Genomic DNA, 23071 nt, shown 5'->3' on the forward strand with positions numbered 1-23071 from the left:
CGGTGAGCCGATTCAACCGGCTTGTTTGGCGAAACAGCGACAGACGGCGCCGCCGGTCCGAAAAGGCCGGCGGCGGATTAGGCTACTTCATCGTGGAGATGTAGTACGCAACGGCCTGGATTTGCTGATCGGTCATTTTTCCGGCAATCATGTGCATCATGTTTTCCGGATTGTTGCTGCGGGCGCCGGATTTGAAATCGGTCAGCGACTTAATCAAATAATCGGCGTGCTGAGAGTGCAGGGCTGGGAACGAGGCGGGTTTGTTGCCTTCGCCGAAGGGGCCGTGGCAGGCCACGCAAGCGGAAACTTCGCGGCTCAGATCGCCGTTGCGGTACAGGTCGCTACCTTGAGCGATCAGCGCGGTCAATTCGGCCTTTTTCTGTTCGTCGGTTTTGGCGGGCGCCTCGTCGTCGTCATTGTCCGGTAACTTTGGAGCCGGGTTGCCGGCGATGCGGTTAGCCGAATAATAGGTGGCGATTTCTTGTATCGCTTGTTCGTCCAGGCCGGCCGCCAACGGCGCCATCATCGGCGAATTGCGGGTGCCGGATTTAAACGCTTGCAACTGTTTAGCCAGATAATTTTGGTGTTGACCGGCCAGTTTGGGAAAGCTAGGCATCATGCTGTTGCCGTCTTCGCCGTGGCAACCGGCGCAAGCCGCCGCCTTGGTTTTGCCCGCGCCACTATTCCCCTGCGCGTACGCGTGGCCGGTAAAGGCCAGAGCCAAGGTGACGGAAACAGTCAGCAGTTTTTTTATCATTATTTGAAGCCCCTGTTCAGGATGATGGATCGACATAAGCAAATGGACACTTGCCTATAGACGTTATAATGCCGGGATTCTAACCGATTTAATTTGACTAAGCGAGATCGTCATGAACCCCCTTTATCATCAGGCCTCATTCGTCGCCAGCGCGCCGAGATTGCAAGATGCGCCGCCGGATCAAGGGATGGAAATCGCCTTTGCCGGCCGTTCCAATGCCGGCAAATCCAGCGCGATCAACACGCTGGTGCAGCAAAATGCGTTGGCTAGGGTCAGCAAAACCCCCGGCCGCACCCAATTGTTGAATTTCTTTCGCATCGACGACGACCGCAAGTTGGTCGATTTGCCCGGCTACGGCTACGCCAAAGTGCCGGAGGCGATGAAACGGGAATGGCAACAAATGATGGAAACCTATCTGAAGAATCGCAAAGCGCTATCCGGCATCGTGTTGGTGATGGACATTCGCCATCCGTTGACCGATTTCGATTGGCAAATGGTGGAGTGGTGCGAGCTTAGCAAGCTGCCGCTGCACATCCTGCTGACCAAAGCCGACAAATTGAAATACGGCGCCGCCAAAACCACGTTGTTACAAGTGCAGCGCGATTTGAGCCGGGCCGAAATCGTCGTCAGCCTGCAATTGTTTTCGGCCTTGAATAAAACCGGCATCGATGACGTACACCAGGTGTTGGACGAATGGTTTGGATTTTCGTCCGAACCGAGCGCTTGAAAGCGCCGGATAGTGCCGGCGATCCCGCGTGAAGGCTAGCCCAAGCCGATCCGCAATCTCGATCGTCGAGGTCCGGCGCGAGGCCTCGATCCGTTCCACCCATTTAACAGCGATCCAATTGCCGCCATGAAAACCGCCGGTTTTTCGATATTTGGACTGATTTTCGCCATCGCCGCCGTAGTTTACGGACTGCTCGCGGCATCGTTGCCGAACCAAGACGGCGAGATCCGTTTGTCGGGCTTGTCGGCGGAAGCGACGGTGCGGAGCGACGACTTGGCGATTCCGACCATCGCGGCGCGGAATCGGGACGACGCTTTTCGGGTGCTGGGCTTTCTGCACGCCCGCGACCGGTTGTTTCAAATGGAATTGATGCGGCGCAAGAGCGCCGGCCGCCTGGCCGAGTTGTTCGGCGATTCGGCGTTGGCCCTGGACCGCAAGCAGCGGATTTTCGGTTTCGAGCGGGTCGCCGGGCAAATCTTTGCGGATATGCTGGAAACCCAGCGCTCGGCTTTGCAGGCCTACGCCGCCGGCGTCAACGCGTATCTGACTCGAACCACGATATTGGCGCCGGAATTTCTGGCGCTGCACTTGCGCCCTGAGCCGTGGCGGCCGGAAGACAGCCTGCTGGTGGTGTTGGCGATGTTCCAAACCCTGAACGGCTACGAGCAGGACGAGCGCATGGCCAGCGTGATGGCCAAGGCGTTGCCGGCCGATTTGCTGACCTTCCTAACCCCCGACACCGATGCTTACGCGACCGTACTGACCGGCGGCGACCGACCGCGCCGCTACAGTCCAAACCTGCCCCGCGATGCACTGGCGGCATTGCCGGAAGCCGGCCGGCAACTGGCGGTCAACCGCGTCGATGCCGAAAACGTCGTCGCCGGTTCCAACAATTGGGTCGTGGCCGGCGCCAAGACCGCCGATGGCCGGGCCATCGTCGCCAATGACATGCACTTGGCGCTGGGCCTGCCCAACATCTGGTACCGCGCCGAGTTGCAATACCGGGACCAACGCGTGTATGGCGTGACGCTGCCCGGCGTGCCGGGCGTCATTGTCGGCGGTAACGACAACGTGGCTTGGGGTTTCACCAACGTCACCGCCGATTTGTTCGACCTGGTGAGCTTGGAAACCGACGCCGACCATCCCGGCGCCTACCGCACCCCGCAAGGTTGGCAACCCTTCGCCAGCCGGCGCGAAACGATCAAGGTCAAAGGCCAAGCCGATGTCGAGATCGAGCTGCGCGACACAATTTGGGGACCGGTATCCGACCAGCCCTTGCTGGGTAAGCCGGTGGCGATTAAATGGACCGCGCTGGAACGTTACGGCGTCGATTTGGGCTTGCTCGATCTGGACGGTGCTGCCAATGTCGATCAAGCAATGACACTGATTAACCGGGCTGGCGGTCCGCCGCAAAACGTGGTCGTCGCCGACCGGGACGGGCGCATCGGCTGGACCTACATGGGCCGTTTCCCAAAACGGAGCGGCTTCGACGGTTTGATCAGCCGTTCCTGGGCGGACGGCGACATCGGCTGGCAAGGCTTCATTCCGCCGGAGCAATTGCCGAGATTGGCGGACCCGGCCGAGGGCTTTATCGCCACCGCCAACAACCGCACGCTGGGCGCCGACTACCCTTATGTGATCGGCCACAACTGGGCCCTGGGCTACCGGGCCTACCGGATTGCTGAACTGCTGCGCGAAAAGGACCGGATCGACGAGCGCGACATGCTGGCAATCCAGCTCGACAGCCGGGCCGGCGCGCTGGACTTTTACCGGCAGCTGGCGCTGGGCGAACTGCGAAACCTATCCAACAAGGACGGCGATTTGCAAAGCGCCGAACGCGCGTTGCAGGCCTGGGACGGCCGAATGAACGCCGATAGCGTCGGCGCCGCCGTGGTCAACGAATTCCGTAAACGCTTGGCCGAAACCGTGTTCGCCAAGATCGTCGCCGCCTGCCGGGTCTACGATCCGGAATTCCGCTACGCCTGGCGGGCAATGGAAACCCCGCTGCGCCAACTGCTGACCGAACGCCCGCCAGGCTTGCTGGCCGAGTCCTACCGCGACGATTGGTCGGCCATGATCTCCGATACCCTGCGCGAAACCGTGCGGGCACTGCGGCAACAATATCCGCGGACCGAGCCGGATCGGCTGACTTGGGGCGAAGCCCACGCCATCGGCCTGCAACACCCGTTCACCAAAGCGATGCCGCAACTGGCCGCCGTGTTGAATCTGCCCGCCTTCGCCAGCGACGGTTGCGCCAGCGTTTGCGTGCGGGTCATGGACAACGCCCACGGCGCCAGCGAACGTCTGGTGCTGTCGCCGGCGCACCCGGAAGACGCGATCCTGCAAATGCCGGGCGGCCAGTCCGGCCATTTTCTATCGGCGCATTACCGCGATCAGCAAGCCTTCTGGCAAAATGGCCAACCGGCGGCGATGTTCGGCCCGGCCCGGCCGGGTGTGCTCGAGGTCTTGCCGGAATAAGCCGGCGCCGGACCATCCTCTTTCCTCAACCGAATCCGGCCGGGCCGGAACAACGACTCATGACAAGCATTTCGACGGCGCCGGCGGACCGGGCGCGCAACCTTTCCGAGTGGTGGCTGCCGGTTCTGTCCGGCCTATTCATCGGCACCAGTTACATTCCGTTTCCACCCTGGGCGTCGCTGTTCGGCTTCGTGCCGTTGTGGCTGTTCTGGCAGCGACAAACCGCGTTGAAGTCGGTCGTTTACGGCGGGGTGCTGACCAGCACGGTCTACACCCTGATCGGCTTCAATTGGGTGACGTATACGCTGCACGAATTCGCCCAGGTGAATTGGTTGGTCGCCGGGAGCGGCATGCTGATTTTCGCGATGTTCGGCCATGTGTTCGCGCCGCTTGCCGGAATCGCCTGGTTTGGGTTGCGCCGGTTCGCGGCCGGCCGCGCCGGGCTGTCCTACGGACTGATTGCGGTAACCACCGCCCTGGCCGAGTTGTACGTGCCGATGCTGTTCAAATGGAATTTCGGCTATAGCTGGTATGGCGCCGGCTTGCCGGTTTACCAGTGGGCCGAGTTCGTCGGCTTCGCCGGCCTCAGCATGCTGACGATACTCGCCAATCTGTGGCTGCTGTTCGTCTGGCAACGCCGCCGGCAATGGATCGGCAAACTGGCCTTGCTGGGATTTTTACTGGCCTTCGCCGGCGCCAACGGCGGCGGCTTGTGGCTAAAGCAACGCTTGCCCGAGCCGGACGCCGCGTTGGACGCGTTGCTGGTGCAAGCCAATATCGACAACGGCCAAAAGCGGGCGATGGAAGGCGGCAAGGGTTACCGGGCCGAAATCCTGACCGAATATTTCCGAGCCACCGACCTCGGCCTGGAAAAATCGCCGAACGTGCATTTCGCGATGTGGTCGGAAACCGCGTTCCCGTCGCTGCTCGGCGGCGAATTCAACCAATCGCCTTACGCCGCATTGCTGAGCGAATACCTGCGCAACCGCCAATTGCCGCTGCTGACCGGCGCCTACGGCCGGGACCGCAACGGCGACATCACCAATTCGCTGTTCGCGGTCGATCAGACCGGCAAGGTTCTGGAGCCGCACTACAGCAAAACCATTCTGCTGGCGCTGGGCGAATACCTGCCCGGCGCGGAAACCTTCCCCTGGCTGAAACAACTGTTGCCGATGGTCGGCCAGTTCGGCCGCGGGCCGGGGCCGACGGTACTGCTGGAGATGAACGGCTTCAAAATGGGGCCGCAAGTCTGCTACGAAAGCCTGTTCCCGGAATTTTCCAAGGGCCTGGCCGACTTGGGCGCGCAATTCATCGTCAACGTCACCAACGATTCCTGGTACGGCACCTGGCAAGAACCCTATCAGCACCTGTACATGACCTTGGCGCGCGGCATCGAATTCCGCCGCCCGGTGTTGCGGGTCACCAATACCGGCGTTTCCACGGTGTCGCTGGCCAACGGCGACGTGCTGCCGTTTTCGCCGTTCCACACCCGCTGGGCCGAGTCCTACCACGTGCCGTTCGTGGCCGAACCGCCCGCCACTTTCTATCAGACCCATTTTTACCTGATGCCGGGATTGTTATGGGCTGGGCTGGCGGGATTGCTGGGCGCGGGTGTGTTGCTCAATAAACGGAAGAGACGGGAGACGTGAGGACGATTGATGGGTTGGGTATTCGTTGGGTGCTTGTGGCTACGGGAATCTCGCTTGACATAGAGTGCCTACCTGATAGAGTCGGCGGCAAATTAATGCGCAGGCAAATGCGCCTGAAAAGACGGTTAATATCAGCTTGTACGGGCTGATTTGCCTGATGATCAATAGTTAGGCGTCTTAAATCCACAGGGCTACTTAGATGGGCATCTTCTCCAAGCTATTCCAGAAACACGCGGTGCAAACGCCACTTGAAGCGTTTGTAAGTTTAGTAACGCCGGAGCAGTCCCAAGCAACCTACCGATCTGTGAAAGATGAGAGTCTCCGTCTTCCTGCTGCCCTATCGACCTGGGTTCTATACCTCGCTCATCGGTTCTCAACTGGGTTGCGCGAAATGCTGACATCTCTGGCAAAGACTAGGGGCACCAACAGTCCATTCGCTTATGACGCAGTTACTTTCGAGGCCGCCGCGTTCTGCCACTACTGGTTGATGCGCGAGATCCTCAACGCTGATGATGAAGAACCCGAGGATGACGCGTATTTCGAGTGCTTGAAGGTTTCCGCCAATATCACTAGTTCGCTACTGGAAAGCAAAACGAACTTCGACTTGCCAACGGAGCTACTCCTAAAACGCAGCATGGCTTATTCATACGATGAAAAATACAAAGACGTTCCCCCAGAGGAGAAATTTGCCAACTTCCTGATTTCATCCTTCCAGAGTGGTTCGCCCACCGTTAAATCCCCTGTAGGTATCTCTACCAGTTTGCCACTCCAACTCTCCGTTGCCTCATACATTCCCATCTTCGAATCGGCATATTTGGCCGAATTGAAAAAGATTGCGAGAGTCATGTATTTGGCAGATCAGGAAGGTGCTCTTTGACGCCGACACCCAACCCTGCGGTCCATGGGACGCTGCGCGATAATGCCGCGCAACGCCTTTGACCTGAACGTAGGAATCACGGCATGCGCACAAACGGCATCCTATGGGTTGTTGGTATCGCGGTTGCTGTGGCCCTCATTCCGTCACTACCGTATGGCTACTACTCCGTAATGCGCTGGGTTGTCTGTGCGTCATGCGCGCGGCTTGCACTCACGTCATACCGCAATGAGCGCGAGGAGTGGGCTTGGTGCTGGGGAGTGATCGCTGGTATCTACAACCCAATCTTTCCCGTGCATGCCAATCGGGAGATTTGGTCTATCGTCAATGTCGTGACGATTGGGGTTGTGGCTTGGTATGGCCATAAAGTGTTACGACTCAACAAGGGGAACCAACATGGGGGAGAAGCTTGAGAGCACATTCGGTTGCGGGTTCGCAATCCTCTTATTTGGTTTCGGCATCCTGCAGCTTGGCGCTGGCTGGGCCGGAATCGAGGATTCGTTTGGCTGGGGCTGGGGGTGCGGCAGCGGTTGCTGCAATTTTTTTCCGATTCACCATTCCAATAGTTCTTGGCGCATTCCTTTTCGCCAAGAACATCTGGGACTGGCATTGGTTCTTCGCGCTTCTTTTCGCGGCACCGGGTCTGCTCTTTATGGTGCCGGCGTTTTTTGCATCGCTTGTCAGTGCAGTGAAGCGCTAAGTTAATCGGGTAACCCGTAAGGCGGAACGCGTTAGCGGTTCCGCCAAACCAACAGCCTGGGTGGGCACGGTGTTTGTGCCCACGCGGATTGAAAGCAAATTTATTTTGTGTTTCGCTAACGTGAAGCTGATTTAATGTCGGGTTTCGGCCCGACAGCCGAGATACTTTTCTTTGCTTGTCCAAAGAAAAGTATCCAAAAGAAAGGACACCCCATGCCGCTTGTATCCTGCGCTCCTGCGGGTTTGAGCGGGGTTTTTGGAAGGGCTATTCATAGCCCTCCAAAAACGCGCGGCATCCCTGCCGCGCCCCTGCCGGGCAATTCCCGCTCGAACCCTTCGGTGCTCGGCGCGGCATCAGGGGATTAACCCCGCCGCGAGTAGAATTGTTGGCGGGTAGTAATGTAAGGTCGGCACGATTTAGTGCCCACGCGGAATCAAACGCTACCGGTGGGCAAACTTGCCCACCCTACAGATGAATGCCTCAGCCAGCGTAGCTTGGATGAATTAAATTCCGCGATTTTTCACTATTGCGCTACGAGGCTTGGAACTCTGGATGCCGGATAATTTTAATACGAGTGATACTAAGGTAAATCCGGCTGATTGCATGACGAAATTCTGTTCATAAAATCCAAGCGGGGATAATTCGGTTCGGTTTTTAATCGACATTCAAAGAGGGTAGAGAAGCATGAAAGTTTACACGGCAATTATTGAAAAATGTCGCGACACCGGACTATACGTGGGCTTTATTCCCGGATTTACCGGCGCGCATAGCCAAGCGGAATCATTGGACGAACTTAATCAAAATCTTCGGGAAGTCATTGAAATGTTACTTGAAGATGGCGAGCCAATATTGGAAGCAGAGTTTGTTGGAACGCAAAACGTGGTCGTCGCTTAAGCATGGGAAATGTACCTGTACTTAAACCTCGCGAAACTATCGCTTTGCTCGAAATATTGGGATTTATAGAAACCCGACAACGTGGTTCGCATAAACAGTTCCGCCATCCCGACGGTAGATGCACGACTGTGCCGTTTCATGCGGGGCGTGATATTTCACCCATTTTACTTCGGCAAATCGCTAAGGATATTGGCCTGACAGTTGAAGAGTTTCTTAAATATCAGGCCTAATTCGTAAGGCGGAACGCGCTAGCGGTTCCGCCAAATCGAACGCCACGCGCGTCACATGACGGCATCCAGCGTAGCCAGGGTAGGCACGATTTAGTGCCCACGCGGAATCAAACGGCATCGGTGGGCAAACTTGCCCACCCTAGACTGTTATACCGATTCATTTGGGTATTGAAAATTCCTGATTGGCCGGTTTTCAAATCGTAAACAGCTGCCATGCATGCGCCGCATGCCATTTTCGAGGTTTCCGATGAAGAAGGTACGCGGTGTGTACCCTACCAGGTTATTTGGTTAAGTTGGATGTTCTATTTCTACCTTGCCACCATTCATGTCGTGCTTCGGAAGATCGAGCACGACGGCACTACCGAGTAAGCAGGGAATTCAACCATGAAACCTAACCCTAACTCTGCGTTCGAGCTGACCTGCGCGAAAAGCCGCGCAGGTCAGCTCACTTTCACGTTAGCCCTCTGTTCGACATTGGCAGTAAAGCTCGGTAGAATTCTTAGTTAGCTTTGAACGGGGGCCAGATCATGAATACACAACTCTTACAGCAAGCTCGTGTACTTGGCATTGATGAGCAGATCGAACTGGTTGAAGCTATATGGGATGGTATTGTTAGTCGTGGCGCCACGCCATCGTTGACCGAAGCGCAAAAAACGGAGCTTGACCGCCGCCTCGCAGATCACCTTGCCAACCCCGATGATGTAGTTCCCTGGAGTGAAGTAAAAGCCGCTGCTCTTGCCAAAATCAGGCAATGAGTCTGCGCGTCACGTTTCATCGTGCCGCGCCCGGTTAGCTCTACGTTAGCCGTCATGCTCCGTCTCGCCGTCTCTTGCTGTCGTCGTTGCGCTATCGACAGGCGGTTTCAGTTCGGCGCCAACAGCGCCCTCCTTCCAGCTGGTGGATCAAACCCGTAAGGTGGAACGCCTGATGGCTTCCGCCCTACCCGACCTCAATCCCCAACCATTGGTCCCGCGATTCCGGCGGGGCGTTTAACGGACTTCCTTGGACCTCTAAAAAGCTGCGTTTTTCTCGATTAGGCGGGGAAGGTTCTGGCCGAGACGTTGTTGAGCCAATCCGTTGGATTTCCCGCCGCAGCCAGGTAGGGTGGGCACGGTGTTTGTGCCCACGCGGATTGAAAGCAAATTTATTTTGTGTTTTGCTAACGTGAAGCTGATTTTAATGTCGGGTTTCGGCCCGACTGCCGAGATACTTTCGCTACGAAAACCATCCATGGTTTTCGCCCTTCGGGCCAGCCTATCGGCTGTTCAAATTCGTTCCAGACGAATTTGTGCTTGTCCTCGGCAATTGCTCCTGCATTGCTTTACCTCCTGCATCCATGCAGCCAGGTAGGGTGGGTACGGTGTTTGTGCCCACGCGGATTGAAAGCAAATTTATTTTGTGTTTCGCTAACGTGAAGCTGATTCTAATGTCGGGTTTCGGCCCGACAGCGGAGATACTTTTCTTTGCTTGTCCAAAGAAAAGTATCCAAAAGAAAAGACACCCCATGCCGCTTGTATCCTGCGCTCCTGCGGGTTTGAGCGGGGTTTTTGGAAGGGCTATCCATAGCCCTCCAAAAACGCGCGGCATCCCAGCCGCGCCCTTGCCGGGCAATTCCCGCTCGAACCCTTCGATGCTCGGCGCGGCATCAGGGGATTCACTCTGCCGCGAGTAGAATTGTTGGCGGGTAGTAATGTAGGGTGGGCACGATTTAGTGCCCACGCGGAATCAAGCGTCATCGGTGGGCAAACTTGCCCACCCTACATTTGAATGCGTCAACCAGTAACCTGTAAGGCGGAACGCCTGATGGCTTCCGCCCTACCTGACCTCAATCCCCAACCACTGGTCCCGCAATTCCGGCGGGGCGTTTGATGGACTTCCCTGAACCTAAATAAACCGCGTTTTGCTCGAATAGGCGGGGCAGGTTCTGACCGAGACGTTGTTGAGCCAATCCGCTTGATTTCCCGCCGCAACGCTTGGCGGCAGGGGATCGTCGCATTGGAGTACAAACCTAGGTTTGTACTCCGGTCGAGTGGCTTGGGCGACTAAGGCTGGCGGGAAAGGCGGGTTCGAATTGCCGGTGGTCGGCCGGACAAAAAGATTCGGCGTCGAGTATCGTTGGGTCGGCGTCGGGCAAAAAATGCTCGACGCCGCATGTGGCTGGAGCTTAGCCAAGGGGGATGGCTTTGCGATCAGCGAAATGCTTGAATCATCGGGCGCGGCGCTGAGTGTCCATGATTCATTTTTATTGACATCGGTAATCCGAGAATCCCAGACCTTTGGGTGTTTGCGTTTTTTGGTCGGTGAAAACTCGGTGGAACGCGTCGGCGGTTCCGCCGTATCAATTAACCCAACACATCGATAAACCTCTCCACGTCGTCCGGTTGCGTGGCAAAACTGGCGACCAGCCTGACCAGCGTTTCGTGTTCGGCGAGTAGGCCCGGCGCGGCATGCGGTGGATTCCACGGATAGAACACCGCGCCGGCGGTACGGAGCCGTTCGGCGTCGGCCTGGGTCAATATCGCGAACACCTCGTTGGCTTCGGCCGGCCAGGCCAGCCGGGCGCCGCCGGAGGCGGCGATGCCTTGTTGCAGTCGCGCGGCCATCGCGTTGGCGTGGCGGGCCAATGCCAACCACAGGCCGTCGTGCAGATAGGCCTGGAATTGCGCGGCGATAAAGCGGCTTTTGGAAAACAACTGCGCCGCGCGCTTGCGGATGAAGGGCAGATCCTTGGCCGCGGCCGGGTTCATGAACACCAGCGCCTCGGCGCACCAGCAACCGTTTTTGGTGGCGCCGAACGACACGATGTCCACGCCGAGTTTCCAGGTCATGTCGGCCGGCGTCAGGTTTAGCGCGACCAAGGCGTTGGCGAAGCGGGCGCCGTCCATGTGCAGCGGCAGCCCGTGGGTTTGCGCCACCTCGGCGATCGCGGCGATTTCGTCGGGACGGTAAACGGTACCGATTTCGCTGGCTTGGGTGATGGACACCGCCATCGGCTGGCCGGCGTGGATGAAATCGGCCGGAAAGCGGCGAATCTCCGCCGCCAGCTTGGCCGGATCGATCTTGCCCAATTCGCCGTCGACCGCCGCCATCCGGGCGCCGTGGGTGAAAAACTCCGGCGCGCCGCATTCGTCTTCCAGCATGTGGGCTTCGCGATGGCAGAAGGTCACGCCGCCGGGGCGGTTGATCGCGGCCAGCGCCAGCGAGTTGGCGGCGGTGCCGGTGCCGACGAAGTACACCGCCACCTCGCGTTCGAACAGTTGGTTAAAACGCCGTTCGATCGCTTTGTCCAGCTCGCTGGCACCGTAAGGCGCGGCGAAACCGGCCGACGCGGCCAGCAATTGTTGGGCGATGGCCGGGTGAGCGCCGGCCCAGTTGTCGGAGGCAAAGTTCATCGCAAATCCCGAATGCAAATGTCGCGCTACCTTAACCCAGATCGCCGCTTTGTATAATGACGATTTTCTCAGCCCGGCTGCTTATGCCGCCCGACATCGCCGCCCTGATTTGCCAAGCCACCGGCGCCGTTCAGGCCGATCCGCACCAAGTCGTGCAACGGCTGTGGAGCGGCTACGGCCGGATCGTCCGCTACCGCTTGCACGGCGCCGACCGCGCCGGCGTCGTGGTCAAGCACGTCAAGCCGCCGCGCATCGGGCACGGCGACCTCTCGCACCGGCGCAAATTGCGCTCCTATCAAGTCGAAACCGTCTGGTATAGCGATTGGAGTTCGCGTTGCGATAATGCTTGCCGGGTGCCGGCTAGCTTGGCTTCGGCCAGGTTCGGCGACGAAGTGGTGCTGATCTTGGAAGACCTGGATGCCGCCGGTTTCGGCCGGCGCCGCTCGCGGATTGCGGAGGACGATTTAAGCGCCTGTTTGGCCTGGCTGGCGAATTTTCACGCGACTTTTCTTGGCGATAAGCCGGAGGGCTTGTGGCCGACCGGCACTTACTGGCATCTGGCGACCCGGCCCGACGAGTTGCAGGCGTTGAACGATCAGCCGTTACAACAGGCCGCCGCCGCGATCGACCGGGCGCTGAGCGCCAGCCCGTTTCAAACCCTGGTCCACGGCGATGCCAAGCTGGACAACTTTTGCTTCGCCGAGCGTGCCGGCCCAGTCGCGGCGGTGGATTTTCAATACGTCGGCGGCGGGCCGGGCGTCAAGGATGTGGCCTACTTCATCGACAGTTGTTTGCCCTTGCCGGAATGCGAACGCCGCGAGTCCGAACTGCTGGCGATCTACTTCGCCGCGCTGCGCCGGGCTTTAAGCGCCAAGCGCCCGGATATCGACGCCGACGCGCTGGAACGCGACTGGCGGGCCTTGTACCCGCTGGCCTGGACCGACTTTCACCGCTTTTTAAAAGGCTGGAGTCCCGGCCATTGGCCGAGCGACAGCTACAGCGAACGGCTGGCGCGGCAAGTCATCGCCCAATTGACGGAGATCCGATGCGACTCAGCGACCTAGACTTGCACTTGCTCGGCCAAGCCGGCATATCCGCCGCCTACCAGGCCGGCCATCTGATCGCCCGCCACGCCAACCGGGAGGTCGCGGTCAACACCAAGGCCGGCGGCGCCAGTCTGGCCGCGCAAGTGGTCACCGAAGTCGACCATCTCAGCCAGGAAGCGATTTTGCAAGTGTTGCTGCCGACCTGCGCGCATTACGATTTGGCGTTGTTGTCCGAGGAAAGCCCGGACGATAGGGCGCGGCTGGACCGGGATTATTTCTGGTGCATAGACCCGCTGGACGGCACCTTGCCGTTTATCGAAGGCGTGCCGGGCTATTCGGTGGCTATCGCGCTGGTGGCTCGCGACGGCACGCCGGCGATCGGCGTGGTCTACGACCCGTTGAGCCAAACCTTGTATAGCGCCGTTGCCGGCCGGGGCGCTTGGCGCAATCGGCAACGGTTGCCGGCGCGTCCGAGCAGCCCGATCCTGACCTTCGTCACCGATAAAAGCTTCGCCGACGACCCGCTTTACGCCGCGACCTTGCCCGAGCTCGAGCGCATCGCCGCCGAACTGGGCTACGCCAAGACCGAATTGAAACTGCAAGGCGGCGCGGCCCTGAACGCCTGCCTGGCGCTGCAAACCCCGGCTTGCTACTTCAAATACCCCAAACCCCAAGTCGGCGGCGGCAGCATCTGGGACTATGCCGCCACCGCCTGCCTGTTTCGCGAAGCCGGCGCGCCGTTTAGCGACATGCGCGGCCGGCCGCTGGCCTTAAATCCGGAAGGCTCAACCTATTTAAACCACTGCGGCGTGTTGTATTGCAGCGACGGCGGGATCGCGGAGCGGATGCTGGCCTTGTATCGGCGTTTATCTGGTTAAAACGGGCGAGGCCGTGCTACGATTCGAATGGGGTAAGGCCCGCCGCCCCAAGCTTCGGTTGAGTTTACCGGGAATCCATTGGCTAATGGACTAAACGATGCTTGTTAAGCTGTATTCCTGATCGTTACATTTAAAGATCAGGCTACCGAAGATATTTTCAACGGCATATCTTCGGCGATTGCCAGAAAAGCTTGCCCGCAAGCCATTTGGCGAATCGCCGCTAGAAAGCTTGATCAGTTGGATTCGGCCATTTTTCTGGAGGAATTAAGAATTCCGCCGGGGAACCGTCTTGAAGCGTTATCGGGGAAAGAAAAGGGCAATACAGTATTCGCATTAACGATCAGTTTAGAATTTGTTTCAAGTGGTCGGAGTCAGGGCCAGACGAGGTCGAAATCGTCGATTACCACTAGAGGTGACCCATGGTACGCATACCAACCCATAGAAAACCCACTCATCCGGGCGAAATGTTAGAAGAAGAGTTTTTAAAGCCGATGCAAATTACGGGTCAGCAATTGGCCGAAGCGATTCATGTGCCTCTGCAAAAAATCGAGGATTTGATTCAGCAAAATGATAGCGTTAACTCCAGCCTTGCTTTACGGCTCGCCCGTTTTTTTGGCATGTCCGCCGATTTTTGGCTGAATTTACAAATTCGTTGGGATCTTTATCAAACCCAGCAATTTGAACAGGCTGAGTTAGATAGCATTCAGGATTTTCATCATTTCAAGAAAAGCGCCTGACTGAAATAAGGTTTTCGGATTTAAGCAACGCCGTCATGCCCGCCGGGAAGCGGGCATCCAGTGCCGGAATGACGATGCTTATCGAGTCATCTGACAACGTAAAACCAGCCGGTCGCGAATTTTTAACGCGGCGGAAAATCGCTATTTGCCATCGAAAAGTCGCCGTATAGTATTGGCCGATCGATACATTGCCTTCGGGGAGTTCGAACCATGCGCTTCATTCTTTCGGTGCCTATTGCCTTATTTTTATGGTTTCTCGTCGGCTCATCCGTTGCCGAACCGGGGCCGCCGGCCGGCATCGCGGCGTATGCGTGCCGGAATGGGCAACTTCTCCATTTGTTGGCTTTCGACGACGCGCCGGGACGGCAAGGTTGGGCGCATTTCGGCGGCACGCGGGAAGGTAGCGAATCGCCAATTGAGACGGCCGCCAGGGAGTTTTTCGAGGAGTCGAACTGCGTCTATCGATTGGCGGAGCTTACCGATGCGAATATCCGCGGGCCGTCCCGGTCGCCGGACTCGCCGTTTCTGACCTTCGTTGCGAAAGTGCCGTTCGTGCCGGCCAACGTGCTGGCGATGCAGCGAGAATGCTTGCACGTCGAGCGCAAGCAATGGGTTTGGATCAGAGATGGCGAGCTCGGCAAGGCTTTGGACTCGAGTGCCGACGATCTGCGGGTTTCGGTCTACGACGGCCCGGTCGGCGAAATTTATTTTTGGCCGAACTCGCTCAAGGCATTGCGCCAAGCCAAAACGGACGGGCTGTTGCCATCGGCGGCGGAGTGCCCGACCGACCGTTGAGCCTAGGTATTATCCGGCCGACACACCGGTAATCGCAGTTAAAGCCTCTCCCGGAAGGACGTGTTTCATGCTCAGCGCGAAATCCTTTTTTTGATCGTCAACTTGCCCTACTTTTTCATCTCCACGCAAACGCCCGTGAACACGTAGCTGTGGTTTCCGCCGTTTTGGTTGTCGAGTACTTTCCAATCCGAAGTTAGATTCCAGCCGGGTTTGTTTTCGTTGGGGTTGTAGTAGTAATCCTTGCCGCCTTCGCGAGTCACCAAGATATTGTGCATACCGGTAAAGGTGCCGGTGGCTGCTTTGGCGCCGTTAAACATCAAGTAACTGGCGTTATAGAAAACGCCGTCGGTTAGCGTAAGACTGGTGCTTGTCCCGCCGCCTTTAATCAAATTAAACAGCGAACCCAGCCCTTGTTTTGTTGCGAGGTCGGTTACGTAAACCAGCGCGCCGGTCTTTTGGCTATCGTCGCAAACCAACGCGGCCTTTACCGCCTTATTCGAGATTTTGTCGGTTTCAGTGATGATTTTGCGTGGGTCGCTATTTTTGGCGGCGGCGAGCTGGTCGATTCCGGGCGCCAAACCGCCCGTGGATACGAATTGGATGGCCGGCCAGACGGTTTTTTCGGCAAATGTCTGGTCCAAACACAGCTGATTGTTAGAAAGTTCGGCGATCGCAATGACCGTGCAATGCGCCGCGCAAGAATTGCCGTTTTGTTGGGGGAGAGTTTTCGATGGCATGATGCCTCCTAGGCGATGGGCTGGTTGGATTGGCGGGTGTGAAGGGGGCGACGGCGGTTCGCGCGGCGCTGTTTGGGTAATGGTCGATTCGGCTTGCGATTTCCGATTTCCGACATCTGAAGTTAGATCAAAATCGGTTAATGTCCATCCCTGCCCAAGATAATCGCCTACTCTTTTTCTTTGTCCGCCATCGGCCCGAACAAAATCCGGTACCAAAACCCGGCCTCGAAAACGCCGCCGGCCGCGAAGGCTATCGTACCGGCGCCGGTATAGCCGGCCCAATAACAGGCGAGCGCGGTCAGCAGCAGCGCGGCGCTAAGCAGATGGCGTTTCATCGTCGCGATTCGAGTTTGCTACCGAATCTTCGGAAGGCCTAGCCTCGGCCAGCAAATCCAGATAGGCCGTGGCCAGCAATTGTTCCGGGCGTATGTCCAACGCCGCGATCAAGTCGTCGGCGACCGCTCGGCCGGCGGCTTCGCTTTCGGCGTCGTTCAACACCACTTCCAACTCCAGAAAGTCGCCCAAGCCTTCGACCTGATCCAAATGGATGCGGGTGCGGCCCACCAAGAACAAGGTGCGCTGCTTGCGGACCCGGCCGATGGTGCCGTAGGCCAGCGTCAGAGCGTCGCGCAGGCTGGCCGGGGCGTCGGTGGGCGAGATTCGATAGAACGAAGTTTTCGGTCCGGTTTGATCCGGACGCTGGTAGAAAATCAGTTCGCCGCTGTTGTCGGAAAACGCCCGCAACTTGAGGCGGCCGTTCGGACACTGAAAAAAGGTGTCGTCCTGGGTCAGCGTGAACGGTCCCTGATCGGCGATACCGGCGACCAGCGGCAGCAGCGCGGCGACGCTGGCGATTCGGGCTTTGATTTCGATGTTTCTGGCCATATGAGGTCCGTCGTTCAAGTTTCGGGTGGGTTGCGGGCGGCGGGTTCGGAGCGTTCCGCAACCAAGTCGGCCATGCTTTCGTGCCCGGTTTCGCGTAAACCGGCGATCACGCTGCTCCGGTTCGCCGCCGGTTGATTTTGGCTGACTTTCCATTTGCCCAGCAAGCGGGTTATCCGGATTTCGATGCCGACGATTTGGGTCAGCAGGCGTTCGGTAAAATCCGCCGGGGCGTCGGCGACGGCCCAAGGCTCGGTAAACGCCGCCTCCTGTGCCGCCGTCATAGCCACTATTTGATCGAGTATCCAGACCGGATCGTCCACGGCTCGCAAACGGCCGTAGGCGTGGACGGCGGCGTAATTCCAAGTCGGCACCACCCGACCGGTTTCGCGTTTGCCGGCATACCAGCTTGGCGAAATATAAGCGTTCGGTGCCTGGAAGATCGCCAGTATGTCCGGCGAGGATTCGGTATCGCGCCACAGCGGGTTGGCTCTGGCGACGTGACCGCGCAAGTAGCCGTGGGCCGAGCCGTCGTCGCCGCATAAATGCAGCGGAACGTGGTTGGCGTTCAGACCGTCGCCGGCCAGCGTCACCAGTGTCGCCAACGGGTATTGGCGGATTAGGTCTTGCATGACTTCTATTCGGGGTTCGGCGAACTGTTCGGGACTGTACATGGGGCTCAGCGGCGATGGTTGGGAGGATGCGTTGGGAAGCCGGGCTATGGCACTTGACGCGCGCCATTGCGTTGGCCGTGGAACGGGAGCAAGGCCGGGCCAAGATCGCCAGGCTCGAAATCGGGTAAATGGCGGTAAACCTGTTCGATGTCGGCGTGCGCGGTCAAGGCCCGGATTACCGGCGGTAGCGGTTCGGCCCAAATGCCGGCGATGTCGGTTTCGCCCGGCGCGCGCGGTACGAAGGCCAAGCGTTCGGTCGGCGGGCAAAACTCGGCGGCGACGCCGGCTTTATTGCCGCGTGCGTCGAGCCGGTACCAACCGTGGTCGGTTAAATACACCGCGTTCAAGCCGTGCAGACAATACGGCGGAATGTCGCCGTCTAGAGATAGGCGCTGGTAGCACAAGCCGGCCGGAATTCGGTTGGCGCGCAGCAACGCGGCCAGCAAATGGCTCTTGGCGTAACAATAGCCGGTGGCGTGGCTTAAAACCTCGGAGGCGCGGCAGGTCACCGGGTTTTTGCGGTAATCCCAACTGTGTTGGATGCGGTCGCGGACGAATTCGAAGCAGCGTTTGGCGATGTCTTCGTCGCCGTCCGCGCCGGCCGCCAAAACGGCGGCTTGGGCCAAAACGGCCGGATGCCGCCAGTCGATGTATTCGCTGGCGGCCAGGAAGGCTGCGGGGTCGGTTGGGTTGGTCATCGCGGACTTCGAATGCTTGGCAAAGGGTGGGCGCGATTATCGCATTCGTCTGGGGTCTGTGCGATGTTCGCGGCTAAGAGAGAAACCGTTCGCCGCCGTTTGCCGACCGGGTGCCGCCCAGAATGCCGATCGACGCGGCGTTTTGCGCTGCAATTGGTAAACTGCCGATATTCCTTTCGAATTTCGGGCAACCTTCATGGCAATCAGCGTTTTCGACATTTTTAAAATCGGCATCGGCCCGTCCAGTTCGCATACGGTCGGGCCGATGCGGGCGGCGGCGACTTTCGCCGCCAACATCGAGCAACGCGGTATCGCCCCGGCAATCCGCCGGGTCAAAATCGAGTTGTTCGGCTCGTTGGGCGCCACCGGCAAGGGGCACGGCAGCGACAAGGCGGTGATGCTGGGCCTGGAAGGCGAAGCGCCGGACTTGATCGATCCGGCGATTATCCCGACCCGCCTGGCGGCGATCCGCGATACCGGACTGCTGAATCTGCTGCAACGCTATCCGCTAGCGTTTAACGAAAAAGCCGACTTGCTGTTCCACCGCAAAGCGCTGCCCTATCACGCCAACGGCATGCGTTTTAGCGTGTTCGACGCGGACGGCGCCGAATTGGCGCAAGCGGATTTTTATTCGGTCGGCGGCGGCTTCGTCGTGACCGACGCGGCGGCGGCGCTGGACCAATTGACCCACGACGATACCCGCTTGCCCTACCCGTTTCGCACCGGCGCCGCGCTGCTAAAGCTATGCCACACCCACCGCAAGCCGATCAGCGAGCTGATGCTGAGCAACGAAAAAGCCTGGCAAAGCGAGGAGCAAATCCGCGCCAAATTGTTGAACATCTGGCACGTGATGCAGGCTTGCGTCGAACGCGGCTTGCACGAGGAAGGCATTTTGCCGGGCGGCATGAAGGTCAAGCGCCGCGCCGCCAATCTGCACCGGCAATTGACCGGCGAAATTCCCAGCCAGACGCCGAACCTACCGGTCGGCACGATGGAATGGGTCAATCTATTCGCGTTGGCGGTTAGCGAGGAGAACGCCGCCGGCGGCCGGGTCGTCACCGCGCCGACCAACGGCGCGGCCGGCATCATCCCGGCGGTGCTGCATTATTACTGGCGGTTTTGCCCGGACGCCAGCGAAGACGGCGTGATCCGCTTCCTGTTGACGGCGGCGGCCATCGCGATTTTGTACAAGGAAAACGCTTCGCTGTCCGGTGCCGAAGTCGGTTGCCAGGGCGAGATCGGCGTGGCCTGTTCGATGGCGGCCGGCGCCTTGGCCGAGGTACTGGGCGGCACGCCGGAGCAAGTCGAAAACGCCGCCGAAATCGGCATGGAACACAATCTGGGCCTAACCTGCGATCCGGTCGGCGGCCTGGTGCAAGTGCCTTGCATCGAACGCAACGCGATGGGCTCGGTCAAGGCCATCAACGCCGCGCGGATCGCGCTACGCGGCGACGGCAAACATTTTGTGTCGCTGGACAAGGTCATCAAAACCATGCGCGAAACCGGCGCCGACATGAAAACCAAATACAAGGAAACCTCGCGCGGCGGCTTGGCGGTGAATTTGATCGAGTGCTGATGAGGAGGCGCGCGGTATTACTCACGGCCTCTTGCGTCGGAATAGTGGGTGGTGAATGCTCGCAATCGACCGATAGGAGTTACCCAATGACCGGGGGTGAGCCGATTGCCGACAGTAGGATGGTTAGTGCGAAGCGAAACCCATCAATCGAAGCCAAATAGGTTGAAAAAGGCGAACGAATTTCCAAAAGCCGTGAACACAAACAGGAACGCGGTATTTACCCAACGGGCACAAGCGGCAAAGACGGTTTTGGGGGCATCGAATTAGAAGCGCGGAAGACTTCGTCAAACGCGGCATTCTCCCGGAAGATTGGGCGGGCGACATCTATCCTGAATTGGATTTGGCGTAATCGATGGTATTTTTGAAGGGTTTCGGCTAGCGCCTCTACCACCCACGAGCTGCGTTCAAGTTCGCAACCTCCGGCCGCTGGGGTGCGCCTTAGATTGACCAGGAAATTATGACTAAGAAGAGACAAGCGAAGTTTGACGTTGAAGACTTCTCCAGATACCTCAAACAATTTCTTCCAAACGTGATGAAACTTTTCGATCCAACTCCAGCAGATATCTCTCTTGTATTCAATCGTTTTGAAACTCGATATGCCTTCTATGAAAAACAACTAGCTGTTTCCGAGAGTTTTTACATCGAGAACAGCTTGGTAGACCTAATTTGGAAAGCCGAAGAGGGTGTTCCTTTTGCAGTAGACTATCTAGCATTCATTGAGGCGCAATGCGCCGTCATCATGAAGAACATTGATCCAGCACTCTGCCGTGAGTTTCGCTCGACGATGAAAAACTTGTTTCTCAACTTTGACGACAACGAGTCGAGAATCCAGAGCTACGTCGGTGAACTTTGCGTCCTGGCGAAATTGTTGAGTAGTAACGTCTATAGGTTGCTCAAGGTAGAATACAGACTTTCAAATGGTAATAGCATTGACTATCTGCTTTCGGACGGGGAGCGACAACATCTGGTTGAAGTCTCGAATGTAGATATCTCCGGCTGGCCTACTCCTTCTCGGGACAAGGTGGTTGAACTGATTTGGGGGAAAGCAAAGACCAAGATTGAGACAAAATTCGCCGGTTCCGGGGTGCCAGAGAACATGAGCTTTATGCTGGTCCAAGTCACGTGGGGCGACCTTGAGAAGCTAGTCCCGTACCAGGACGTCTTTTCCAAAGGAGACTTGTTTGGTTCGGTTGTCGCTCAGCCAATGCATATTAGTAGGCTGCAGAATACGGAAACCAACAAGGAAGTGTATGTATTTATCACGACAGAAGCTGCGATCGAGATGAGTCGCAGGCGCCAGCACGGTAGGTTGAGTTGAGGTCCGAACCCAAACAAATTTGACAGACTCAAGTCAAGTCTAGCCAAGCGCGGGCACGGCTTTTTGTGCCCACGCGGGTTGCAATGGTGGGCAAATTTGCCCACCCTACATCTGGTAAAAGCACTTAACCGCACGATCAAAATTTAAAGGGTACGCGATGCGTACCCTACATCCGGTATCAGAAATACCCAATCATTGGCGGCATATGGCTGGTTTGCCGCCGTTAGTTAACGCGCGCGGCATGACCGCTTTTTGATCATCCCTCCGTATTCGGAATACGGTATCGCGGTTTCCGACTTGGGCTACGGAATCGCTCTGCCTTCGGTCTTTTCCACGCGATCTTTTTCGTTCGGCGGCAGTCGCTTGACAAAGTCCATATATAGACTTATTTTCAATTCAAGTTTATTCGAAACCGGGAGGGCTGATGTTGGCCCCAGCGCAAAATCTCTTATCCGCCGATAGCGCCGCCGTGGCCGGTGCGGCGTTGCGGACCTTTTTCAATATTGCCGAGGCTTGGAAACTCAATGCCGAACAGGCGATGGTGTTGTTGGGTCTGGACTCGCGCAGTACGTACTTTAAGTGGAAGAAGCAGCCGGAGTCGGCCAGTTTGAACGCCGACAAGCTGGAGCGTTTGTCTTACATTTTCGGCATTTACAAGGCCCTGCAGATTTTACTGCCGCGCGCCGAGGCGGCCGATCAGTGGCTGCACCAAGCCAATCAGGCCGCGCCGTTCGCCGGCCAGTCGGCCTTGCAACGCATGCTGTCCGGGCGGGTGGCCGATTTGTACGTGGTCCGCCAATATCTGGACGGCCAGCGCGGCTAATCGTGATCGATCTGGCGACGATCGCGGTCAACCGCATTACCTGGCTGCCCTGCTGGCGGCTGGTGCCCAGCCGGTTTCCGCCGGACGGTTTGTTCGATCGGGTTGCCGCGCCGGCCGATCTGGATATCGTGTTCGCGATCGAAGCCCTGACCAACGACCGCTTGCGCGAACAAGCCGGCGACATTCGGCTGGTGGCGCCGGAGGACAGGATCGCCGGCCCCGGCACGACGCCGATCATGGCGGCTTTCACCCATCTGAATCCGGAAGGCAGCCGGTTTAGCGACGGCAGCTACGGCGTTTACTATGCCGCCTACGACCTGGACACCGCGATCGCCGAAACCTGTTTCCACCGGGCTCGCTTTCTGAGCGCGACCCGGCAACCGCCGATCGAAATCGACATGCGTAGCTATGCCTCGGATTTGGATGCGGACTTACACGACATTCGCGGCCGTCAGGCCGAGTGGCCGGAAATCTACGCCGCCGATACCAGTGCTTACGCCGCCGCCCAGCGGTTGGCAAAACAAGTGCGGGACGCCTGCGGCAATGGCCTCGCCTATGCCAGCGTCCGCAATCCCGGCGGCGACTGCGTCGCGGTGTTCAAACCCCGGTTGCTGAAACCGGTCAAACAGGGCGCGCATTTTTGCTATGTATGGGATGGCGAGCGCATCAAGGCCGTGTACAAAAAAGAACTCGTTTCTGTCAATAACCCCAGCGTATCGGAACGTTAATCATGCTCGATTTGCAACCGCCCGGCCCCGACAACCGTTACCACCAAAACCACATCGAATGGGTGTTGGACAGCTATCGGCGCTTGCTCGGCAAGCCGTTGCTGGAATCAGGCGATGCCGAGCTAGCGCGGCTGGTTTACGAAGCCGACTTCGCCTTGCTGTCGCACAACACCGATCCCGATCCGCTGTTCAACTACGCCAACCGCAAGGCCTTGGAATTGTTCGAATTGACCTGGCAAGAACTGGTCGGCCTGCCGTCGCGGTTTTCCGCCGAACCGGTCAATCGCGAGGAACGCGAGCGCTTGCTGGCCAAAGTCGCCCGGCAAGGCTATATCGACGATTATGCCGGCGTGCGCATCGCCAAATCCGGCCGGCGTTTCATGATACGCGGCGCGGTGGTTTGGAACGTGCTGGACGGCGAGGGCCGGCCTTACGGACAGGCGGCGTGTTTCAGCGACTGGGATTGGCTGGCGTGATT

28 protein-coding genes are annotated in these 23071 nt (G+C 58.1%); 20 read left to right on the forward strand and 8 right to left on the reverse strand.

From position 1 onward, the window contains the following. Positions 1 to 82: 82 nt before the first annotated feature. Positions 83 to 757 carry a cytochrome c4 gene (locus ACP4CD_RS17115; RefSeq protein ID WP_168028628.1) on the reverse strand — a complete coding sequence of 225 codons (675 nt, stop codon included), beginning with the start codon at positions 755 to 757 and terminating at the stop codon, positions 83 to 85. A 112-nt stretch (positions 758 to 869) separates the two neighbouring features. On the opposite strand from ACP4CD_RS17115, the gene yihA reads away from it, so the two are divergent. The 9 genes from yihA to ACP4CD_RS17160 all read left to right on the forward strand — a co-directional run bounded on the left by yihA (position 870) and on the right by ACP4CD_RS17160 (position 9064). Further along, entirely contained in the window at positions 870 to 1484 is a 615-nt protein-coding gene (gene yihA / locus ACP4CD_RS17120) for a ribosome biogenesis GTP-binding protein YihA/YsxC (protein ID WP_426991785.1), read from the forward strand. A 126-nt stretch (positions 1485 to 1610) separates the two neighbouring features. Next, positions 1611 to 3962 carry a penicillin acylase family protein gene (locus ACP4CD_RS17125; protein ID WP_426991786.1) on the forward strand — a complete coding sequence of 784 codons (2352 nt, stop codon included), beginning with the start codon at positions 1611 to 1613 and terminating at the stop codon, positions 3960 to 3962. 59 nt (positions 3963 to 4021) lie between these two features. After that, the gene (gene lnt / locus ACP4CD_RS17130) at positions 4022 to 5611 is read left to right on the forward strand and encodes an apolipoprotein N-acyltransferase (RefSeq protein WP_426991787.1); all 1590 of its coding nucleotides are present in this window, start codon (positions 4022 to 4024) and stop codon (positions 5609 to 5611) included. 199 nt (positions 5612 to 5810) lie between these two features. Beyond that, positions 5811 to 6488, forward strand: a complete 678-nt coding sequence (locus tag ACP4CD_RS17135) for a hypothetical protein (RefSeq protein ID WP_313730942.1) — start codon at positions 5811 to 5813, stop codon at positions 6486 to 6488. An 83-nt stretch (positions 6489 to 6571) separates the two neighbouring features. Then, positions 6572 to 6898, forward strand: coding sequence for a DUF6804 family protein (locus ACP4CD_RS17140; protein ID WP_426991789.1), 327 nt, complete (start codon positions 6572 to 6574; stop codon positions 6896 to 6898). Beyond that, positions 6895 to 7185, forward strand: coding sequence for a hypothetical protein (locus ACP4CD_RS17145; protein ID WP_426991790.1), 291 nt, complete (start codon positions 6895 to 6897; stop codon positions 7183 to 7185). The genes ACP4CD_RS17140 and ACP4CD_RS17145 overlap by 4 nt, the downstream gene beginning before the upstream one ends. A 684-nt stretch (positions 7186 to 7869) precedes the next feature. Then, positions 7870 to 8079 carry a type II toxin-antitoxin system HicB family antitoxin gene (locus ACP4CD_RS17150; protein ID WP_426991791.1) on the forward strand — a complete coding sequence of 70 codons (210 nt, stop codon included), beginning with the start codon at positions 7870 to 7872 and terminating at the stop codon, positions 8077 to 8079. Between the two features lie 2 nt (positions 8080 to 8081). Further along, complete coding sequence (locus ACP4CD_RS17155) at positions 8082 to 8309, forward strand: type II toxin-antitoxin system HicA family toxin (protein ID WP_426991792.1); 228 nt, start codon at positions 8082 to 8084, stop codon at positions 8307 to 8309. A 527-nt stretch (positions 8310 to 8836) separates the two neighbouring features. Continuing rightward, on the forward strand, positions 8837 to 9064 hold the full coding sequence (locus tag ACP4CD_RS17160) for an addiction module protein (protein ID WP_071160799.1): 228 nt from the start codon (positions 8837 to 8839) through the stop codon (positions 9062 to 9064). Between the two features lie 255 nt (positions 9065 to 9319). On the opposite strand, the gene ACP4CD_RS17165 is transcribed toward ACP4CD_RS17160, so the two are convergent. Beyond that, the gene (locus tag ACP4CD_RS17165; protein ID WP_426991793.1) at positions 9320 to 9541 is read right to left on the reverse strand and encodes a hypothetical protein; all 222 of its coding nucleotides are present in this window, start codon (positions 9539 to 9541) and stop codon (positions 9320 to 9322) included. 839 nt (positions 9542 to 10380) lie between these two features. Between ACP4CD_RS17165 and ACP4CD_RS17170 the strand changes: the two genes are divergently transcribed. Further along, positions 10381 to 10671 carry a hypothetical protein gene (locus tag ACP4CD_RS17170; protein WP_426991794.1) on the forward strand — a complete coding sequence of 97 codons (291 nt, stop codon included), beginning with the start codon at positions 10381 to 10383 and terminating at the stop codon, positions 10669 to 10671. Here the strand turns inward: ACP4CD_RS17170 and ACP4CD_RS17175 are convergent. Then, on the reverse strand, positions 10652 to 11701 hold the full coding sequence (locus ACP4CD_RS17175) for a threonine aldolase family protein (RefSeq protein WP_426991796.1): 1050 nt from the start codon (positions 11699 to 11701) through the stop codon (positions 10652 to 10654). The two genes, ACP4CD_RS17170 and ACP4CD_RS17175, sit on opposite strands and share 20 nt — an antisense overlap. 83 nt (positions 11702 to 11784) lie before the next feature. On the opposite strand from ACP4CD_RS17175, the gene ACP4CD_RS17180 reads away from it, so the two are divergent. From ACP4CD_RS17180 to ACP4CD_RS17200, 5 genes are all read left to right on the forward strand, one after another. After that, on the forward strand, positions 11785 to 12765 hold the full coding sequence (locus ACP4CD_RS17180) for a phosphotransferase (RefSeq protein ID WP_426991797.1): 981 nt from the start codon (positions 11785 to 11787) through the stop codon (positions 12763 to 12765). Continuing rightward, complete coding sequence (locus ACP4CD_RS17185) at positions 12747 to 13625, forward strand: 3'(2'),5'-bisphosphate nucleotidase CysQ family protein (protein WP_426991799.1); 879 nt, start codon at positions 12747 to 12749, stop codon at positions 13623 to 13625. Before ACP4CD_RS17180 ends, ACP4CD_RS17185 begins: the two co-directional genes overlap by 19 nt. Before the next feature lie 237 nt (positions 13626 to 13862). Next, positions 13863 to 14096 carry a hypothetical protein gene (locus ACP4CD_RS17190; protein WP_426991800.1) on the forward strand — a complete coding sequence of 78 codons (234 nt, stop codon included), beginning with the start codon at positions 13863 to 13865 and terminating at the stop codon, positions 14094 to 14096. Then, a complete protein-coding gene (locus tag ACP4CD_RS17195; RefSeq protein ID WP_426991801.1) occupies positions 14045 to 14362 on the forward strand; it encodes a HigA family addiction module antitoxin in 318 nt (105 codons plus the stop codon). Before ACP4CD_RS17190 ends, ACP4CD_RS17195 begins: the two co-directional genes overlap by 52 nt. A gap of 210 nt (positions 14363 to 14572) precedes the next feature. Further along, the gene (locus ACP4CD_RS17200; protein ID WP_426991803.1) at positions 14573 to 15157 is read left to right on the forward strand and encodes an NUDIX domain-containing protein; all 585 of its coding nucleotides are present in this window, start codon (positions 14573 to 14575) and stop codon (positions 15155 to 15157) included. Between the two features lie 107 nt (positions 15158 to 15264). Here the strand turns inward: ACP4CD_RS17200 and ACP4CD_RS17205 are convergent, their stop codons facing one another. From ACP4CD_RS17205 to ACP4CD_RS17225, 5 genes are all read right to left on the reverse strand, one after another. Continuing rightward, positions 15265 to 15894 carry a hypothetical protein gene (locus ACP4CD_RS17205; protein WP_426991804.1) on the reverse strand — a complete coding sequence of 210 codons (630 nt, stop codon included), beginning with the start codon at positions 15892 to 15894 and terminating at the stop codon, positions 15265 to 15267. A gap of 167 nt (positions 15895 to 16061) precedes the next feature. Further along, the gene (locus ACP4CD_RS17210) at positions 16062 to 16229 is read right to left on the reverse strand and encodes a hypothetical protein (protein WP_426991805.1); all 168 of its coding nucleotides are present in this window, start codon (positions 16227 to 16229) and stop codon (positions 16062 to 16064) included. After that, on the reverse strand, positions 16210 to 16779 hold the full coding sequence (locus tag ACP4CD_RS17215; protein ID WP_426991806.1) for a class IV adenylate cyclase: 570 nt from the start codon (positions 16777 to 16779) through the stop codon (positions 16210 to 16212). Before ACP4CD_RS17215 ends, ACP4CD_RS17210 begins: the two co-directional genes overlap by 20 nt. 14 nt (positions 16780 to 16793) lie before the next feature. Then, positions 16794 to 17450: an FMN-binding negative transcriptional regulator gene (locus ACP4CD_RS17220; RefSeq protein ID WP_426991808.1), complete on the reverse strand. Its 657-nt coding sequence runs from the start codon at positions 17448 to 17450 to the stop codon at positions 16794 to 16796. Positions 17451 to 17494: 44 nt separating this feature from the next. Continuing rightward, a complete protein-coding gene (locus tag ACP4CD_RS17225) occupies positions 17495 to 18148 on the reverse strand; it encodes a transglutaminase-like domain-containing protein (protein WP_396642879.1) in 654 nt (217 codons plus the stop codon). Positions 18149 to 18344: 196 nt separating this feature from the next. Here ACP4CD_RS17225 and ACP4CD_RS17230 point away from each other — a divergent pair, with 196 nt between their 5' ends. The 5 genes from ACP4CD_RS17230 to ACP4CD_RS17250 all read left to right on the forward strand — a co-directional run bounded on the left by ACP4CD_RS17230 (position 18345) and on the right by ACP4CD_RS17250 (position 23069). Then, entirely contained in the window at positions 18345 to 19724 is a 1380-nt protein-coding gene (locus ACP4CD_RS17230) for an L-serine ammonia-lyase (RefSeq protein WP_426991809.1), read from the forward strand. A gap of 457 nt (positions 19725 to 20181) precedes the next feature. Beyond that, complete coding sequence (locus ACP4CD_RS17235) at positions 20182 to 21042, forward strand: hypothetical protein (protein ID WP_064027694.1); 861 nt, start codon at positions 20182 to 20184, stop codon at positions 21040 to 21042. A gap of 424 nt (positions 21043 to 21466) precedes the next feature. Continuing rightward, complete coding sequence (locus tag ACP4CD_RS17240; RefSeq protein WP_313730961.1) at positions 21467 to 21865, forward strand: MbcA/ParS/Xre antitoxin family protein; 399 nt, start codon at positions 21467 to 21469, stop codon at positions 21863 to 21865. A 2-nt stretch (positions 21866 to 21867) separates the two neighbouring features. Continuing rightward, positions 21868 to 22593: an RES family NAD+ phosphorylase gene (locus ACP4CD_RS17245; protein ID WP_426991810.1), complete on the forward strand. Its 726-nt coding sequence runs from the start codon at positions 21868 to 21870 to the stop codon at positions 22591 to 22593. 2 nt (positions 22594 to 22595) lie between these two features. Next, a complete protein-coding gene (locus ACP4CD_RS17250) occupies positions 22596 to 23069 on the forward strand; it encodes an MEKHLA domain-containing protein (protein WP_426991811.1) in 474 nt (157 codons plus the stop codon). Positions 23070 to 23071 lie beyond the last annotated feature (2 nt).

Origin of the sequence: Methylomonas stagni, from assembly GCF_050154735.1 — a bacterium.
Taxonomy (GTDB): domain Bacteria; phylum Pseudomonadota; class Gammaproteobacteria; order Methylococcales; family Methylomonadaceae; genus Methylomonas; species Methylomonas koyamae_A.

Coding starts and splice junctions, on each gene's coding strand:
- ACP4CD_RS17210 (WP_426991805.1), bottom strand. CDS start 16,229: ATGAAACGCCATCTGCTTAGCGCCGCGCTGCTGCTGACCGCGCTCGCC.
- ACP4CD_RS17195 (WP_426991801.1), top strand. CDS start 14,045: ATGGTACGCATACCAACCCATAGAAAACCCACTCATCCGGGCGAAATG.
- ACP4CD_RS17235 (WP_064027694.1), top strand. CDS start 20,182: ATGACTAAGAAGAGACAAGCGAAGTTTGACGTTGAAGACTTCTCCAGA.
- ACP4CD_RS17160 (WP_071160799.1), top strand. CDS start 8,837: ATGAATACACAACTCTTACAGCAAGCTCGTGTACTTGGCATTGATGAG.
- yihA (WP_426991785.1), top strand. CDS start 870: ATGAACCCCCTTTATCATCAGGCCTCATTCGTCGCCAGCGCGCCGAGA.
- lnt (WP_426991787.1), top strand. CDS start 4,022: ATGACAAGCATTTCGACGGCGCCGGCGGACCGGGCGCGCAACCTTTCC.
- ACP4CD_RS17205 (WP_426991804.1), bottom strand. CDS start 15,894: ATGCCATCGAAAACTCTCCCCCAACAAAACGGCAATTCTTGCGCGGCG.
- ACP4CD_RS17230 (WP_426991809.1), top strand. CDS start 18,345: ATGGCAATCAGCGTTTTCGACATTTTTAAAATCGGCATCGGCCCGTCC.
- ACP4CD_RS17115 (WP_168028628.1), bottom strand. CDS start 757: ATGATAAAAAAACTGCTGACTGTTTCCGTCACCTTGGCTCTGGCCTTT.
- ACP4CD_RS17150 (WP_426991791.1), top strand. CDS start 7,870: ATGAAAGTTTACACGGCAATTATTGAAAAATGTCGCGACACCGGACTA.
- ACP4CD_RS17175 (WP_426991796.1), bottom strand. CDS start 11,701: ATGAACTTTGCCTCCGACAACTGGGCCGGCGCTCACCCGGCCATCGCC.
- ACP4CD_RS17180 (WP_426991797.1), top strand. CDS start 11,785: ATGCCGCCCGACATCGCCGCCCTGATTTGCCAAGCCACCGGCGCCGTT.
- ACP4CD_RS17220 (WP_426991808.1), bottom strand. CDS start 17,450: ATGTACAGTCCCGAACAGTTCGCCGAACCCCGAATAGAAGTCATGCAA.
- ACP4CD_RS17225 (WP_396642879.1), bottom strand. CDS start 18,148: ATGACCAACCCAACCGACCCCGCAGCCTTCCTGGCCGCCAGCGAATAC.
- ACP4CD_RS17185 (WP_426991799.1), top strand. CDS start 12,747: ATGCGACTCAGCGACCTAGACTTGCACTTGCTCGGCCAAGCCGGCATA.
- ACP4CD_RS17240 (WP_313730961.1), top strand. CDS start 21,467: ATGTTGGCCCCAGCGCAAAATCTCTTATCCGCCGATAGCGCCGCCGTG.
- ACP4CD_RS17140 (WP_426991789.1), top strand. CDS start 6,572: ATGCGCACAAACGGCATCCTATGGGTTGTTGGTATCGCGGTTGCTGTG.
- ACP4CD_RS17165 (WP_426991793.1), bottom strand. CDS start 9,541: ATGGATGGTTTTCGTAGCGAAAGTATCTCGGCAGTCGGGCCGAAACCC.
- ACP4CD_RS17135 (WP_313730942.1), top strand. CDS start 5,811: ATGGGCATCTTCTCCAAGCTATTCCAGAAACACGCGGTGCAAACGCCA.
- ACP4CD_RS17200 (WP_426991803.1), top strand. CDS start 14,573: ATGCGCTTCATTCTTTCGGTGCCTATTGCCTTATTTTTATGGTTTCTC.
- ACP4CD_RS17250 (WP_426991811.1), top strand. CDS start 22,596: ATGCTCGATTTGCAACCGCCCGGCCCCGACAACCGTTACCACCAAAAC.
- ACP4CD_RS17125 (WP_426991786.1), top strand. CDS start 1,611: ATGAAAACCGCCGGTTTTTCGATATTTGGACTGATTTTCGCCATCGCC.
- ACP4CD_RS17155 (WP_426991792.1), top strand. CDS start 8,082: ATGGGAAATGTACCTGTACTTAAACCTCGCGAAACTATCGCTTTGCTC.
- ACP4CD_RS17215 (WP_426991806.1), bottom strand. CDS start 16,779: ATGGCCAGAAACATCGAAATCAAAGCCCGAATCGCCAGCGTCGCCGCG.